Annotated in this window: 14 protein-coding genes; 4 read left to right on the forward strand and 10 right to left on the reverse strand. The window is 72.7% G+C overall.

All coding sequences use genetic code 11. The annotated features are described in order from the left end of the window. The first annotated feature begins 44 nt into the window (after window positions 1-44). Both AB0K28_RS15555 and AB0K28_RS15560 read left to right on the forward strand, forming a co-directional pair. Window positions 45-926: a sugar ABC transporter permease gene (locus tag AB0K28_RS15555; RefSeq protein ID WP_364369817.1), complete on the forward strand. Its 882-nt coding sequence runs from the start codon at window positions 45-47 to the stop codon at window positions 924-926. Continuing rightward, window positions 923-1,783 (forward strand): carbohydrate ABC transporter permease, encoded by an 861-nt coding sequence (locus AB0K28_RS15560; RefSeq protein WP_364369820.1) that lies wholly within the window; start codon window positions 923-925, stop codon window positions 1,781-1,783. Before AB0K28_RS15555 ends, AB0K28_RS15560 begins: the two co-directional genes overlap by 4 nt. On the opposite strand, the gene AB0K28_RS15565 is transcribed toward AB0K28_RS15560, so the two are convergent. The 9 genes from AB0K28_RS15565 to AB0K28_RS15605 all read right to left on the reverse strand — a co-directional run bounded on the left by AB0K28_RS15565 (window position 1,780) and on the right by AB0K28_RS15605 (window position 11,566). Further along, window positions 1,780-2,787: a 2-hydroxyacid dehydrogenase gene (locus AB0K28_RS15565; protein ID WP_364369823.1), complete on the reverse strand. Its 1,008-nt coding sequence runs from the start codon at window positions 2,785-2,787 to the stop codon at window positions 1,780-1,782. The two genes, AB0K28_RS15560 and AB0K28_RS15565, sit on opposite strands and share 4 nt — an antisense overlap. Then, window positions 2,784-3,407 (reverse strand): histidine phosphatase family protein, encoded by a 624-nt coding sequence (locus AB0K28_RS15570; RefSeq protein WP_364369826.1) that lies wholly within the window; start codon window positions 3,405-3,407, stop codon window positions 2,784-2,786. The genes AB0K28_RS15565 and AB0K28_RS15570 overlap by 4 nt, the downstream gene beginning before the upstream one ends. After that, the gene (locus AB0K28_RS15575) at window positions 3,404-4,837 is read right to left on the reverse strand and encodes an FGGY family carbohydrate kinase (RefSeq protein ID WP_364369829.1); all 1,434 of its coding nucleotides are present in this window, start codon (window positions 4,835-4,837) and stop codon (window positions 3,404-3,406) included. The genes AB0K28_RS15570 and AB0K28_RS15575 overlap by 4 nt, the downstream gene beginning before the upstream one ends. Beyond that, window positions 4,834-6,312: an FGGY-family carbohydrate kinase gene (locus AB0K28_RS15580; RefSeq protein ID WP_364369832.1), complete on the reverse strand. Its 1,479-nt coding sequence runs from the start codon at window positions 6,310-6,312 to the stop codon at window positions 4,834-4,836. The genes AB0K28_RS15575 and AB0K28_RS15580 overlap by 4 nt, the downstream gene beginning before the upstream one ends. Further along, window positions 6,309-7,541 carry a sugar ABC transporter permease gene (locus AB0K28_RS15585; RefSeq protein WP_345389078.1) on the reverse strand — a complete coding sequence of 411 codons (1,233 nt, stop codon included), beginning with the start codon at window positions 7,539-7,541 and terminating at the stop codon, window positions 6,309-6,311. The genes AB0K28_RS15580 and AB0K28_RS15585 overlap by 4 nt, the downstream gene beginning before the upstream one ends. Continuing rightward, window positions 7,538-8,317 carry an ATP-binding cassette domain-containing protein gene (locus tag AB0K28_RS15590; RefSeq protein WP_364369835.1) on the reverse strand — a complete coding sequence of 260 codons (780 nt, stop codon included), beginning with the start codon at window positions 8,315-8,317 and terminating at the stop codon, window positions 7,538-7,540. Before AB0K28_RS15590 ends, AB0K28_RS15585 begins: the two co-directional genes overlap by 4 nt. Next, entirely contained in the window at window positions 8,317-9,405 is a 1,089-nt protein-coding gene (locus AB0K28_RS15595) for a sugar ABC transporter substrate-binding protein (protein ID WP_364369838.1), read from the reverse strand. Before AB0K28_RS15595 ends, AB0K28_RS15590 begins: the two co-directional genes overlap by 1 nt. Window positions 9,406-9,538: 133 nt before the next feature. Then, a complete protein-coding gene (locus AB0K28_RS15600; protein WP_345389074.1) occupies window positions 9,539-10,504 on the reverse strand; it encodes a sugar-binding domain-containing protein in 966 nt (321 codons plus the stop codon). An 84-nt stretch (window positions 10,505-10,588) separates the two neighbouring features. Further along, on the reverse strand, window positions 10,589-11,566 hold the full coding sequence (locus AB0K28_RS15605; RefSeq protein ID WP_364369841.1) for a DUF5937 family protein: 978 nt from the start codon (window positions 11,564-11,566) through the stop codon (window positions 10,589-10,591). Between the two features lie 58 nt (window positions 11,567-11,624). Between AB0K28_RS15605 and AB0K28_RS15610 the strand changes: the two genes are divergently transcribed. After that, window positions 11,625-12,824, forward strand: coding sequence for an MFS transporter (locus tag AB0K28_RS15610; protein WP_364369844.1), 1,200 nt, complete (start codon window positions 11,625-11,627; stop codon window positions 12,822-12,824). A 19-nt stretch (window positions 12,825-12,843) separates the two neighbouring features. On the opposite strand, the gene AB0K28_RS15615 is transcribed toward AB0K28_RS15610, so the two are convergent. Continuing rightward, the gene (locus AB0K28_RS15615; RefSeq protein WP_345409367.1) at window positions 12,844-13,812 is read right to left on the reverse strand and encodes a LacI family DNA-binding transcriptional regulator; all 969 of its coding nucleotides are present in this window, start codon (window positions 13,810-13,812) and stop codon (window positions 12,844-12,846) included. Window positions 13,813-13,892: 80 nt separating this feature from the next. Between AB0K28_RS15615 and AB0K28_RS15620 the strand changes: the two genes are divergently transcribed. Next, window positions 13,893-15,059, forward strand: a complete 1,167-nt coding sequence (locus tag AB0K28_RS15620) for an MFS transporter (RefSeq protein ID WP_364369847.1) — start codon at window positions 13,893-13,895, stop codon at window positions 15,057-15,059.

Here is a 15,059-nt window from a genome sequence, read left to right on the forward strand (position 1 = left end):
GGGCCCGGATCGCGGGCCCGCCGCACCCGTGGGAGGTCATTCTTGTGAGGCGGGCACGCTCGTGGCTGCCCGGGCTCCTCCTCGTGACACCGTCGATCATCCTGATCGGCGTCTTCGTGTACGGCATGCTGGGCTGGAACTTCCGCCTGGCGATGACCGACAAGCACGATGAGGTGTCCGAGGGGAAGTTCGTGGGGCTGCAGAACTTCGTGGACATCTGGGACCAGCCCCGCTGGCACCTTTCCGTGAACCACGCGATCGTCTTCACGATCGTCTTCGTGCTGGGGGCGCTGCTGCTCGGCTGGCTCCTGGCGTTCCTGATGGAGAAGGGGATCAGGGGCGAGGGCACGTTCCGCGCGATCTACCTGTTCCCGATGGCGATCTCGTTCGTCGCGACCGGCATCGTGTGGCGGTGGCTGATGAACTCCGGGACGGGGGAGCGGGCGGTCGGTCTGAACCGGCTGTTCGACTGGATCGGGCTGCCGCAGTGGCAGTGGTTCCGTGACCCCGACTGGGGGATGGCCGCGATGGCGCTGCCAGCGATCTGGCAGATGTCCGGATATATCATGGCGCTTTTCCTGGCCGGGTTCCGCGGCGTCCCCGAGGAGCTGCGCGAGGCCGCCCGCGTGGACGGCTGCAACGAGTGGGGCGTCTACCGGCACGTGGTGCTGCCCATGCTCAGGCCGGTCACGCTCTCGGCGCTGATCATCCTCGGGCACATCTCGCTCAAGGTCTTCGACCTGATCGTGGCGGTGTCCGGCAAGCAGATCATCACGGACGTGCCCGCGGTGTTCATGTGGGTCGCGGTCTTCGACTCGCACGACCCGGCCAAGGGGGCCACGATCGCGTCCTACATCGTGCTCAGCGTGGCGATCTTCGTGATCCCGTACCTGATCTGGTCGGTGCGTAAGGGGGGCCGTTCATGACGGCGGTGGCCGGGCGCAGGGCGACGGGCTTCCAGTACGCGCGGCTCGTCGTGCTGATCCTGTTCGTCCTGATCTTCCTCATCCCGATCTACGTCCTGCTGGTCACCAGCTTCAAGCCGCTCACCGAGGCCGACCCCGGGCAGGCGTGGAACCTGCCGCAGACGTGGACGACCGAGGCATGGCGGGTGGCCTGGGAGAAGCTGGCCCCCGGCCTGTGGAACAGCGTGCTGCTCGCGGTGCCAGGATCGCTGCTGTCGTGCGCGCTCGGCTCCATGAACGGCTACGTGCTGTCCAAATGGCGCTTCCCCGGGGCCGACGTGCTGTTCACGCTGTTCCTGTTCGGCATGTTCATCCCGTACCAGGGCGTGATGATCCCGCTCGTGCAGCTCCTCGTCGGGCTCAACGACCTCACCGGGCTCCAGGGCGTCTTCTACGGCGGCATCCCCGGCCTGGTGCTGGCGCACGTCGTGTACGGCATCCCGATCTGCACGCTGATCTTCCGCAACTACTACGTGACGATCCCCGACGAGCTGATCGAGGCGTCACGGGTGGACGGGGCCGGCATGCTGCGGGCGTACTGGTCGGTCATCCTGCCGGTGTCGGGGCCCGCGATCGCCGTGGTGATCATCTGGCAGTTCACCTCGATGTGGAACGACTTCCTGTTCGCGGTGTTCCTCACCGGGCCGACGAGCTGGCCCACGACCGTGATGCTGAACAACATCGCGGGCGCGCAGGCCACCCCGTACAGCCAGCAGATGGCCGCCGCCATCCTGGCGTCGATCCCGACGATGCTGATCTACGTGCTGCTCGGCCGGTTCTTCATGCGCGGGCTCATGGCGGGCGCACTCAAGGGTTAGCTCGGGTTGGCGAGGTGGGCGACGGGCTCGCCGCGTACGTAGCGGGCCACGTCGGCGGCCACGATCGCGGCCGCCTTCATCGCCGTCTCCTTGCTGGCCCCGGCCAGGTGCGGGGTCATCACCAGGTTCGGCGTCGTGAGCAGGCGTGAGCCCGGCGGGATCGGCTCGTCGGGGAAGACGTCGCACGCGGCGCCGAACAGGTGGCCGGAGTCGAGCGCGTCGCACAGCGCGTCGTAGTCGAGCAGCGCGCCCCTCGCGCAGTTGACGAGCACCGAGCCGGCCGGCATGGCGGCGATCTCGGCCTTGCCGATCATCCCGGTGGTCTCGGGGGTGGCGCGGGCGTGCAGGGAGACGAACAGCGAGCGTTCGAGCAGCTCGGGCAGGCCGACGTTGCCGGGCACGTCCACGTAGGGGTCGTGGACGAGCACGGTCGCGCCGAACCCTTCGAGCATGCGGGCCACCCTGCTGCCGATCGCGCCGTAGCCGACCAGGCCGACCGTGTTGCCCTCCAGCTCGGGCCCGACCCGGTCGTAGGTGTAGTAGTCGCCCCGCCACACCCCGGCGGCCAGCTCAGCGTGGGTCTGCGGGATGCGCCGGGTGGCGGCGAGCAGCATGGCGAGCGTGTGCTCGGCGGTGGCCACCGCGTTGCGGCCCGGCGCGAACGTCACCTTCACCCCGGCCTCGGACGCCGCCTCCAGGTTGGCGTTGACCGGACCTCCCCTGCTCACGCAGAACAGCCGCAGCTCCGGCGAGGCGTCCAGGACCCGCTTGGTCAGCGGCGCCATCTGGGTGACGCACACCTCCACCCCGCGCAGCGCCTCGATCAGCTCGTCCTCCACGTCGGACGCCTCGTCCACCTCGCCCACCCGGCCGAACGGCTCGACCGGCCAGGGCAGCGTCAGCTCGCGGACGTCCAGCTCACCGGGCACCGCGCTCTTCAGCGCGTCGATGAGCAGGCTGTTCCTGACGAAGTGGTCGCCTGCGGCAAGGACTTTGAGTGTCAACGAACGGCTCCAATCGGGGAGTTGTACTGCAGCATCGCCACCCGTCCCGTACGGGCGTCGCACAGGCGCAGCTCGGTCAGTGCGCAGTTGTCGAGCCGGGGGAACAACCGCCGGTACTCGCCGAGCGGCACTCCCAGCAGCCCGCACAAGGCGAGCCTGATGGCGGTCGTGTGCGCGACCACCAGCACTCGGCCTCCGGAGTGCGCGGCGGCGATGTCGTCGAGCGCGGCGGTGAACCGGCCCGCGGCCTCGTACGGGTCCTCGCCACTCGGCAGCGGGTTCCCGGCCGGGTCGGCCTCGAACGCGGCCCTGGCCTCGGGGAAGCGGGCCTTCATCTCGGCCGAGGTGAGCCCTTCGCCCTGACCGAAGTCCAGCTCGCGCAGCCGCTCGTCGGTCCGCACGGGCAGTCCGGCCTGGTCGGCGGCGGCCTGGGCGGTGATCCTGGCCCGGCTCAGCGTGGACGCCCACACGGCGGTGAGTCCCGCTCCCGCCGCCCAGGACGCCAGCTCGGCGGCCTGTTCGCGGCCGCGTGGGGTCAGCTCGACGTCGCTGATCCCGGCGTAGCGGTTCTCGGCGTGCCAGACGGTCTCGCCGTGGCGGACGAGAACGAGGTCGGTCATCGGGTGGTCCTCTCACGGGCGTGTGCGGCGGCCCGGCCGTCGAGCCAGCCGCGTTGTTCGAGCTCGGCCACGAACCGCAGGTACGGCCCGCGCACGCCGGCGTCCGACGGCTCGACGACGGCGCTCGTCCTGATCATGGCGGCCGGGTCGCCGCCCGCCAGGACGGCCATGCCCAGGGCGGGCTCGGCGTTCTCGCGCAGCGTCACCGGGCGTTCCAGCACGTCGGCGCGCAGTCGTGTCCAGTAGGCGCTCCTGGTGGCGCCGCCGGTCAGGATGATCTCCCCGTCCACGGGCGCGCCGAGCAGGTCGAGGTAGTCGAAGCAGAGCCGCTCGACGAAGGCCGCGCCGAGCAGGATGGCGGCGTAGCGCTCGACGTCGTCGGCCGGCTCCCCGAGCGTGAAGCCCTCGGCGGCGGGCGCCGCGAACGGGAACCGCTCGCCCCGCGACACCAGCGGATACGTGACGACCGGCGGCAGGCGGCGGCCGTACCGCTCGGCGGCCCGCCGGCTGAGCGCGTCGAGGTCGGCGCCCGGCAGGTCGCGGGAGAGCACGCCGGCGCCCGTGCTTGAGGCGCCGCCGGGCAGCCAGGAGCCGTCGGGCGCGCGGTGGGAGTAGACCACGCCGAGCGGGTCGTGGATCAGCTCCTTGGTGACGCCCTTGAGCACCAGCGTCGTGCCGATCACCGAGTTCCAGCTGCCCGGCTGCCGGGCGCCCGCGCCGAGCTGGGCGGCGCAGCCGTCGGTGGTGCCGGCGATCACCGGGGTGCCCTCGGGCAGGCCGGTCTCCTCCGCCGCCGCCGCGCACACCGTGCCGAGCCGGACGCCGGGGCGTACGACGGCGGGCAGCATGCCCTCGGGCACGCCCAGCGCGTCGAACACGTCGGAAGGCCAGCGCTCGTCGATCAGGTCCACGCCGGTCTTGAGCGCGTTGCTCAGGTCGGTGGCCACCTCGTGGCCGACCAGGCGGCGGTTGACGAAGTCGCTCTGGTGGGCGGCGCGGGCGCCTGGAGGGGCGTCGCGCAGCAGCCACAGCAGCTTCGGCAGGGCCCAGTTCGGCTGCATGCGGCGGTAGCCGAGCCGTTCCCACACCGCGGCGCCCGCCTCGTTGGCGCGGGTGGCGTCGGCGCGGCGGTCGTCGTACATGAGGGCGGGCGTCACGGCGCGGCCCTCGGCGTCGGTCAGCAGGATCGTTCCAGAGGTGGCGTCCACGGCGACGCCCTCGACCCGCTCACCGGCGGGCACGCCGCGCAGCGCCTCGCGGGTGGCCGCGGCCAGCTCCCGCCACCACTGCTCGGGGTCCTGCTCGTGCCGCGGCCCGTCGCGGTGGCTGGTCAGCGGGCGGCTGCCGGTGCCGAGCACCCGGCCGTCGCCCGCCACGGCCAGCGCGCGCACGCTCTGGGTTCCGAGGTCGATGCCGATCCACACGCTCATGTACGGTCCCTCAGCTCGGCGAGCAGCGGCCAGTTCTCGGCGGTGCCGCCGCGCAGGGTCAGGAAGGCGGCGAAGAGGTCGTCGTAGAGTGCCCTGCGGCCGGGGCCGGGCTCGACGGCCTGGCGCAGCCGTACGTGCTGCGTTGCCGCCTCGGCGACCGACGGCGCCCCGCCCGTGGCCGCCATCCCCACCAGCGCCGCCCCGCGCGCGCCCACCTCGGTGTCGGTGGAGCGGCGCACCGGCAGCCCGGTGACGTCGGCGATGAGCTGCAGCCAGACCGCGCTGTTCGCGCCGCCGCCGCACACCCGCAGCTCGGTCGGCGCCGCCCCGGTCGCCGCCAGGCAGTCGCGGATCACCATGGTCAGCCCCTCGAGCACGGCCCGCGCGACGTGGCCCCTGCCGTGCTCGAACGACATGCCGAGCAGCGCGCCCCTGGCCAGCGGGTCGGAGAACGGCGCCCGCTCACCGGCCGGCGACAGGTACGGCAGGAACGCCAGCCCGCCCGCGCCCGGCTCGCTCGTCATGGCCAGCTCGCCCAGCTCGTCGGGGGCCGACAGCCCCAGCAGGCGGCACGTCCACTGCACCACCTCGGTGCCCGCGAACGTGGGGAAGGCCCGCAGGTAGCCGCCGGGCAGGGCGATCGTGATGCCGGTCGGCGGGCCGTCGAGGTCGGGCGCGGCGGCGATGACCTCGGTGCACAGCGTGGTGCCGAGGATGCCGCACGCCTGCCCTGGGCGGACCGCGCCGGAGCCGAGTGCCGTGGCGGCGATGTCGTACGGGGCCATGACCACCGGCGTGCCCGGCGCGAGCCCCAGCGTCTCGGCGGCCCGCGCGGTGAGCCCGGCGACCGGCGTCGGCCTGATCGGCGGCAGCAGCCGCTCGGCCCACTCCAGGCCGAACAGGCGCAGCAGCTCGGGCGAGTACGCCCGTTCCCGCAGGTCCATGAACGGCGCCGAGGCGTCGGACTCGTCGGCGGCGATCTCCCCGGTCATCCGGGAGAAGATCCAGCCGCCGCAGGTCAGCATGGCGCTGGAGCGGCCGAGGCGATCGGGGTCGTGGGCGCGCAGCCAGGTGAGGATGGCGTGCGGCAGCCCGGACGCGGCCGACGAGCCGTTGCGGCGGAACGCGGTCTCGGCCAGGCCGTCGCGCGTCCAGGCGGCCACGGTGGTGGCGGCCCTGGCGTCGTTCCATAGGATGGCGGGGCCGGTGGGCTCGGCCGCGGCGTCGACCAGCCAGCAGCCGTCGCCCTGGGCGGTGACCGCGACGAACTCGGCCCCACCCGTCTGGGCGGCGACCTCGCGCACGGTCTCGGCCACCGCGTCCCAGACGGCGTGCATGTCCTGCTCGGTGTGGCCGGGCGCGGGCCTGGTGACCACGGTCGCGCGGCGGGCCACGGCCGCCTCGGCGCCGGCGTCGTCGTACCCGACGGCCTTGATGACCGTGGTGCCGGCGTCCACGCAGATGATCGCCATCATGCCCTGCCGTGCGAGGTCCTGGACCGGCGCGAGACCGAGTCGACGATCACGGCGAGCAGCAGCACCGCGCCGGTCACCACGAACCGGATCGAGGAGTCGAGGTTGAGCAGCGTCAGGCCGCTGGAGATGGACTGGATGACGATGATGCCGAGCAGCGCGCCGAACGCGGTGCCGCGCCCGCCGAACAGGCTGGTGCCGCCGATCACCGCCGCGGCGATCGCGTTGAGGTTGACGTCGCCCGCGCCGCTGCTCTGGTTGGCCGCCGCCAGCCTGGCCGCGGCGAGGATGCCGCCGACCGCGGCGAACGTCGAGCAGAGCACGAACACCGAGGTGTAGACGGCCCGGACGTTGATGCCGGCCCGGCGCGCGGCCTCGACGTTGCCGCCGACGGCGTACACGGATCTGCCCCACTTCGTCCGTGACAGCAGGTAGTGCATGATCAGCACCAGAGCCACGAAGAAGACGAACATCCAGCCCACGCCGCGCGTCTGCCCGAGGTACCAGACCACGAACGCGAGCACCGCGAGCAGCGCCACGCTCCGCACGACCAGCGTCGTCGTGCTGCGGGCCGACAGCCCGGCCTTGCGCCGCTGCCTGGCGTGCAGGTAGCCGCCGGCGAACAACCAGCCGGCCGCGATCACCGCGAACGTGTACGAGAGCCACGCGGGCACGAAGTCGAGCTGCGCGAAGTTCACCAGGCCCGAGTCGAACGGCAGGTTGATCGACCCCTTGGTGCCCAGCACGTAGAGCTGGAAGCCGAGGAAGGCGAGCAGCCCGGCCAGCGTGATGACGAAGCTGGGCACCCCGAACCGGTTGAACAGCTGCCCGTACACCCAGCCGATGACCGCGCCCATGAGCACCGACGCGGCGATCGCCACCCACACGGGCAGGCCCTGGCCGACGAAGAGCACCGCGAGCACCGCGCCCGACAGGCCGCTGACCGAGCCGACGGACAGGTCGATCTGGCCGACGAGCAGCACGCACACGATGCCGAGCGCGATGACGCCGACGGCGGCCGACTCCAGCGTGAGGTTCACCAGGTTCGCGCTGGACAGGAAGATCGGGTTGAGCGCCTGGAAGACCGACCAGATGACGATCAGGCCCACCACGACGGGGATGACGCCGAGGTCGCCGCCGCGGGCCCGCTCCACCACGTCGGAGAGCGCGCCCCGCAGGCCCTCGCTCTGCCGCAGCCGCTCGTCCTGGCGGTCGGTGGTCACGGCGGTCATGACACCTGTCCTCCTTGTGCTCCCTGGCCGCGCTGGGCCCGGCGGGACACCGCGTTGTCGGTGGCGCCGGTGATGGCCGAGATGATGTCCTCGGTGGTGACCTCGTCCACGGCGAACACGCCGTTGTTGCGGCCGAGCCGCAGCACCGCGACGGTGTCGGCGACGGCCTTCACGTCGGCCATGTTGTGGCTGATCATGATGACGCCGAGGCCGTTCTCGCGCAGCCGCTCGACCAGGTTGAGCACCTCGGCGGTCTGGGCCACGCCGAGCGCGGCCGTGGGCTCGTCCAGGATGATCACCTTGGGGTCGCCGAGCAGCGACCGCGCGATGGCGACGGTCTGCCGCTGGCCGCCCGACAGGGCCGCGACCGGCACCCGCACGCTCGGGATCTTGGCCGAGAGCTGGCGCAGCAGCTCCCACGAGCGGGTCTCCATGGCCACGTCGTTGAGCCGCAGCGGGCGGATCTCCTGGCCGAGGAAGAGGTTCTGGATGACGTTGAGGTTCTCGCACAGCGCGAGGTCCTGGAAGACCGTGGCGATGCCGAGCCGGTGCGCGGCGGCCGGGGTGGGGATGTGCACCTCGCGGCCCTCGAACGTGATCGTGCCCGCGTCCGGCGGGTGCACCCCCGACAGGATCTTGACCAGCGTGGACTTGCCCGCGCCGTTGTCGCCGACGACCGCCACGACCTGGCCGGCGTCCACGTCGAGCTCGATGTCGGTGAGCGCGGCGACCGCGCCGAACGTCTTGCTGATCCCCCGGAGGGACAGAACGCTCATCACTTGATTCCGAGCTCGTCGCAGCCCTTGGCGTACTCGCCGGTGCACACCTCGGACGCCTTCATGATGCCGCTGTCGAACAGCACCTCCTTGACGTTCTCCTTGGTGACGACCGTGGGGACGAACAGCTCGGACGGCGTGTCGTACAGCGTGGTCTTGCCGGCGGGCTTCTTGCCCTGCATGAACTCCCAGGCCACGTTCGCCGACGCCTCGGCCACGATCTTGATGGGCTTGGAGATCGTGTTGTACTGGTCACCGTTGATGATGCGCTGGGCGGCGGCGATCTCGGCGTCGTTGCCGGTGACCGGCGGCACCTTCACGCCGGCGGCCTTGAACGCGGCGATCGCGCCGCCGCCGGTGCCGTCGTTGGCCGCGACCACGCCGACGATCTGGTCCTTGAACTGGGTGATCTGGCCGCTGACCCAGGTCTGGGCCTTCTCCGGCTGCCAGTCGGGGGTGTCGTACTCGGCCAGCAGCTTGAAGCCGCTGGGGTCGACCGCGCTGTGGATGCCCTTCTTGATCAGCCCGGCCGCCGCGTCGGTGGGGGAGCCGTTGACCTGGAGGATGCCGCCCTCGGCCTTCTCCTCCTTGAGGTGGTCGACGAGGGACTGCGCGATCAGCTGGCCGATCTTCTCGTTGTCGAACGAGATGTAGTAGTCGGCGGGGGTGGCCGGGATGGGCCGGTCGTAGGCGATGATCGGCACCTGCTGCGACTGCGCCGACTTGACGATGGTGGCCGCGGCGGCGGAGTCGACCGGGTCGATCACGATGGCCTTGACGCCCTGCGCGAGCGCGGAGTTGGCCTGTTGCTGCTGCTTGGAGGCGTCGGAGTCGGCGTTCTGGTAGATGACCTCGCAGGTCGGGCAGAGCTGCTTCATCTTCGCCTCGAACAGCGGCTTGTCCTGCAGCTCGTAGCGCGTGGACGCGAGGTCGGGCATGAGGAAGGCGACCTTGGCGTTCTGCGGGTCGCCGCCTCCCCCGGTGTCCCCGCCGGTCGAGCCGGCGCCGGAGCCGCAGGCGGCCAGCACGGAGGCGGCGAGCACGGCCGCCGCGGCGAACGCGGAGGTCCGCATCTGAGCTCTGTTCACGGGTTGTTACCTCACTTACGCCAGGTTTCTGAACGCACGCCGTCCCCGAGACAGGGACGCCCGCGCAGGAGCGCACAGCCTGTGGTGCGGCTCACGTTAGCGCGCTGTCAGAAACTTTGTCCAGCAAAGATGTTCAGAGCTGGTGGGCGGCGGCGACGAGCCCTTCCGCCGTGGGCGTGTCCGTGACGAGCTGGTTGAAGTAGCCGCCCCTGGCGCCGGCCACGATCGAGAGCACCTTCTCGGCTCCGACCGCGACCGCGATCGTGTGCGGGATGCGCCGCAGGTCCTCCTGCTCGGCCGCGACCAGCCGCTCGCTGCCCGGGTACGTCACCGGAGCCCCGTCGCGGTCGTAGATCCGCATGCACACGTCGCCCACCGCCTGGCGCAGGCTGTCGGCGTCGCGGGGCATGAGCGAGGGCACCATCTGCCGCATCAGCGGCGCGGAGCCGACGCCGACGAGCGCGCACTTGGCCCGCCCCCACAGGTCCATCACCCGGCGCACCGACGGCTCGTGCTGCAGCGAGTAGAACAGCTCGGGGCCCGGCAGGGCGGGCGCGTAGAGGTAGGCGGGCACGCCGCCGACGCGTTCGGCCAGGATGCGGGTGGTCTCGTTGGTCTGGTACCAGGGCTGCGGCTCCTCCTGGCCGCCCACCGCGGGGGCGATGGTCACGCCGGGATGGCGGCCGAGGTCCTCGCGGGCGCACTCGTAGACGGTGGTGCCGGAGGAGACCAGCACGACGTCGCCCGACACCAGCCCGGCACCGGCCAGCGCGCGGGCCACGCCGGGCGCGAGCCAGGGGCCGAGGGCCGGGCCGTTGGCCTTGGGCACCAGGTGGACGCGGTCGAGGCCGAGCGCCTCTGCCACCTCGGCGGCCAGCGGGCCGTCCGCCAGCGCGGCCGGGCGGTGCACCCTGATCTCGACGATGCCCTGCCTGCGGGCCTCGGTGAGCAGCCGGCTCACGGTGGCCCTGCTGACGCCGAGCCGCTTGGCGATGTCGCCCTGGGTGGCGTCCTCCAGGTAGTACTGCTGGGCCGCGGTGTACATCAGCTCCTGGGGAAATCTGGCCTGCGCCTCGGGTGCGACGTCGGCGGCATTCATGCACGCGCTCCTCGGTGAACAGATTTGCAGAACTGATGCGCAACCACTATAGCCACGTGCTTCCTGCACGTCCCGGGGGACAGGCTAGCCGCCGATCAGGGCGTCGCCGAGCGGGGTGCGCGCGTACACCACACTGCGGCCGGTGCGGGTGCCCGCGATCAGGCCCGCGCCGCGCAGCGCCGCCACGTGCTCGCCGACCGTGCCGACGCTCTGCCCGAGCAGCGCGGCGAGCTGCGTGGTCGTCGCCGGCTCCGCCAGCTCGGCGAGGATGCGGGCCCTGCTGCGGCCGATCAGCGCCGCCACCCGCCGGTCGGGCGCGGCGGGAACGGCGGCGATGCCCCTGGCCGGATAGACCAGCGCGTACGGCCAGCCCTCCTCCAGGTACGCCCCCACGCTCTCCATGAACGCCGACGGCAGGAACAGCAGCCCCCTGCCGCCCAGCCGCCGTTCCTCGCCTTGCATGCTGCGCAGCTTCACCTCGATCCGCCCGCCCCGCCAGCGCACCTGCTGCGGGCTCAGGTCCTCAAGGGCCGCCTGCCACCCGTACGCCGCGAGGCGTCCCGCCCGGTAGGCCACGTCCCGCTGGAGCACCGCCCGCAGCCGCGGCCACTCGTGCACCAGGATCTCCGACCACAGCGCCTCGTACGCCCGCGCGACCAGCGCCACCACGTCGGGCCCGAACAGCAGCTCCCTGACCCAGGGCGCCACCGGGGGCCGCACGGCCAGCACCCGCTCGATGTCCGCGTGCGCCCGGGCCACCGGCGTGGCCCGCACGGCGGCCAGCTCCGCCTCGAACGGCACGTCCACGGCCGTCGGCGGCGGGGCGATGAAGTCGACGTTCGCACTGCCCTTGTTGCCGGTGATCGCGCCGGCCGCGCGGAGAGCGGGCAGCTCCCGCGTCAGCCGCAGGTACGTCTCCCGCCATCGCGCCACCCACGCCTGGTGGGGGCCCGCCCGGTAGTGTCCGGCCAGCACCCACTGCGCGTGCATGGTCTCGATCAGCGGCGAGATGGCGAACCTGCTGGCCATCACGTCCTGCGGGCCCACTGCGATCGCCACCACCTTTCGGTTATATCCGAAGAAGTCGCCCGGGGCTCGGGCGGGCCGCAGCATCGTGACCGTGAAGGGTGCGACGTTCGGCGAGGTGTTCGCCGTCAAGGAGTTCCGGGTGCTGTTCGGCAGCTTCGCGCTGCTGATCGCCGGTGACTCGATCAAGATGCTGGCCCTGTCCGTGCTCGTCTACGCCAGGACGGGATCCGCCGGGCTGTCGGCGGCGGCGTACATGGCGGGGTGGCTGCCGTACATCTTCGGCGGGCTCTTCCTGCTCTCCCTGGCCGACCGGCTGCCGGCGCGGGCCCTGATGATCGCCGGCGAGCTGCTCAGGGCCGTCACCTGCCTGCTGCTCGCCTACGCCGGGCTGCCCGTGTGGGCGATGCTGGCGCTGGTCGTCGGGTCCGGGCTGCTGTCGCCGGTGTTCTTCGCGGCGCGGGCCGCGATGCTGCCCGAGGTGCTGCCAGGCGACGCGTTCGTGCTCGGGCGCTCGCTGCTCAACGTGGCCTCGGCGAGCGCGCAGGTCGTCGGGCTGGCCGCGGGCGGCACGTTCCTCGCCGTCGCGGGGCCCTCCGGGGCGCTCGCCGTCACCGCCGGGCTGTCCGTCGTGGCGGCCCTGGTCCTGCGGTACGGGCTGCCGTACACGCCGGCGCGCAAGGCCGGTGAGTCGGGCGCGGTCCGCCAGACGCTGCGGGTCAACCGGCGGCTGCTGGCCGATCGCCGGGTACGGGGACTGCTGCTGGCCGGGTGGCTGCCGTGCGTGTGCATGGCGGGGGCGGAGGCCATGGTGGTGCCGTACCTCGGCGGGCAGGGGCAGGCCGGGATGGTGCTCGCGGCGGCGGCCGTCGGCATGGCGGCGGGGGAGTTCGCCGTCGGCCGGTTCGCGGCGCCCGCCCTGCGTGAGCGGCTGTCGTTCCCGCTCGCCGTGCTGATCGCGGTGCCGTGGATCGCCTTCGCCCTTCAGCCCGGCATCGGGTGGGCGGCGCTGCTCGCCGCGCTCGGGGCGGCGGGGCTGTCGTACCAGCTCGGGCTGCAGCGGCGGTTCGTGGACGCGGTGCCGGAGGAGGCGCGCGGGCAGGCGTTCGGGCTGCAGTCGGCCGGGCTGATGACCGGGCAGGCGGCCGGCGCGGCGCTGATCGGCGGCCTCGGCGAGGTGGTCGCCCCCGGGTACGCCATGGCCGCGTCGGGGGTGGCCGGGGTGCTGGTCGCGCTCGCGCTGGTCCGCGTGCTCCGCCCGCCGGCCGTCCCCGTCGCCGTCCCGGCGCCTTGAGGGGGAAGCTCCCCCCGATTCAAGGGGGAAGCTCGCCCGAGCCGCGCACGATCAGGCGTACCGGCAGCTCGACGTGCTCGGAGTGGCCCGTGTCGCCGCCCAGGCGGCGGAACAGCAGCTCGGCGGCCACCCGCCCCATCCAGGCGGGCTCCTGCGCCACCACGGTCACCCCTGGGTCGAGCAGGTCGGCCAGCTCGAAGTCGTCGAACCCGACCAGCGCCACCCGCCGCCGCTCCAGCGCCCGCAGCGTCGTCACCGTGTAGCGGCCGTTGCCGGTGAACAGCGCCGTCGGGGGCTCGTCCAGGGCGAACATCCGCTCCAGATCCGCATGCACCGCCTCGGCCGACGGCGCCCGCATGGCCACCAGCCGCTCGTCGTACAGCTCGCCCAGCTCGTCCCGGTAGCCGCGCAGCCGCTCGGCGGCGGTGAAGATGGCCGGGTCGTCACCGAGGAAGGCGATCCTGCGGTGCCCGTGCGCCATCAGGTGACGTACGGCCTGCCGCGCCCCGCCCGCGTTGTCGGCCAGCACGGTGTCCACGTCGAGCCCCGCGCCAGGCGGCCGGTCGGCGAACACCACCGGCGTCCCCGCCTCCAGCTCGGGTCGCAGGTAGGTGTGGTCGTCACCGGCCGGCACCACGATCAGCCCGTCCACCCGCCGCGCGCAGAACGTCTCGACCAGCTCGCGCTCCCTGCCCGGCTCCTCGCCTGACGAGCCGCTGAGCAGCAGGCAGCCGTGCTCGATCACGACGTCCTCCACCGCCCTGCTCAGCCCCGAGTAGAACGGGTCGGCCACGTCCTCGATGACCAGCCCGATCGTGGCGGTCCTGCCCCTGCGCAGCACGCGCGCGCTCTCGTTGCGGCTGTAGCCGAGCCGCTCGATGGCCGCCCGCACCCGCTCCGCGGTCGCCGGGTGGACGCCTGGCTCGCCGTTCACGACCCGCGAGACGGTCTTGAGCGCCACGCCGGCCGCCGAGGCGACGTCCTTCATCGTCGGTCTCACGCCTGGATCATTTCCTACTCGGGAGGGGCGGACAACGTTGTCAAGCGCTTATGCGAGAGTGGTCGTCTATGTCGCTGAGATCCGCCTTGCTCGTGGCCGGGGTCGCCCTGGCCGCGCTCAACCTGCGCCCGGCCATCGCGGGCGTCTCCCCGCTGCTCGACGAGATCATGGGGGACGTGGGTCTCAGCCCGGCGGGCGGCGGCGCCATCACCACGGTCATGGTGGTCTGCCTGGGCGTGTTCGGGCCGGTCACGCCGCTGCTGGCGCGCCGGATCGGCCTCGACCGCACGCTGCTCGCCGGCCTGCTCGTCATCGCGGCGGGCGTCGCCGTACGCGGCCTCGGCGGCGCCCCGCTGCTCTACCTCGGCTCCGCCCTGGCCGCGACGGCCATCGCCGTCATGAACGTCTCCATGCCCGGCGTCGTCAAGCAGCACTTCCCCGACCGGGTCAACCTCATGACCGGCGTCTACGTCTCCTGCGTGGTCGCCGGCGCCGCGCTCTCCTCCGCGCTGGTGATCCCGATCGAGCACGGCACCGGGTTCTCCTGGCGCGGCGTCACGGCGCTGCTGGCCGTGCCCGCGCTGCTGGCGGCGCTGCTCTGGCTGCCGCAGGCGCTGCGCAGACCGGAGGCGGCCGCCAACGGCCCCCGCCCCTTCGGCGCCGTCCTGCGCAGCCGCGTCACCTGGTACGTCACCGCCCTCATGGGCCTGCAGTCCCTCACCTTCTACGTGATGCTGGCCTGGCTGCCCACGATCTTCCTGGAGGCCGGGCTGCCCGCCGACCAGGCCGGATACCTGCTCAGCCTGACGAACCTGGTGCAGGTCGGCACCTCGCTCGCGGTGCCCGTGCTGGCGGGCCGGCGCGCCTCGCAGGTCCCGTACGTGGTGGGCGCGTGCCTGCTGACCGTGCTCGGCTACCTGGGCGTGCTGCTGGCCCCCACGACGCTGCCATGGGCGTGGATGATCGTGCTGGGCGTCGGCCAGGGCGCCGCGTTCGCGCTGGCCCTGCTGATCATCGCGCTGCGCCCCGCCGACCCGGCGGCGGTGACCGCGCTGTCGGCCGTCGCCCAGTCCGTCGGCTACGTGGTGGCGGCGCTGGGCCCGCTGCTGTTCGGCTTCCTGCGGGAGGTGTCGGGCGGCTGGACGGTGCCGCTGACCGTCGGACTCGGCGTGCTGGTGGTGCAGCTCGTGGCCGGTTGGCTGGCCGGCCGCCCTGCTACGTTGGAGACACGATGA

Source organism: Nonomuraea sp. NPDC049504, assembly GCF_040676845.1.
Lineage (GTDB): Bacteria > Actinomycetota > Actinomycetes > Streptosporangiales > Streptosporangiaceae > Nonomuraea > Nonomuraea salmonea.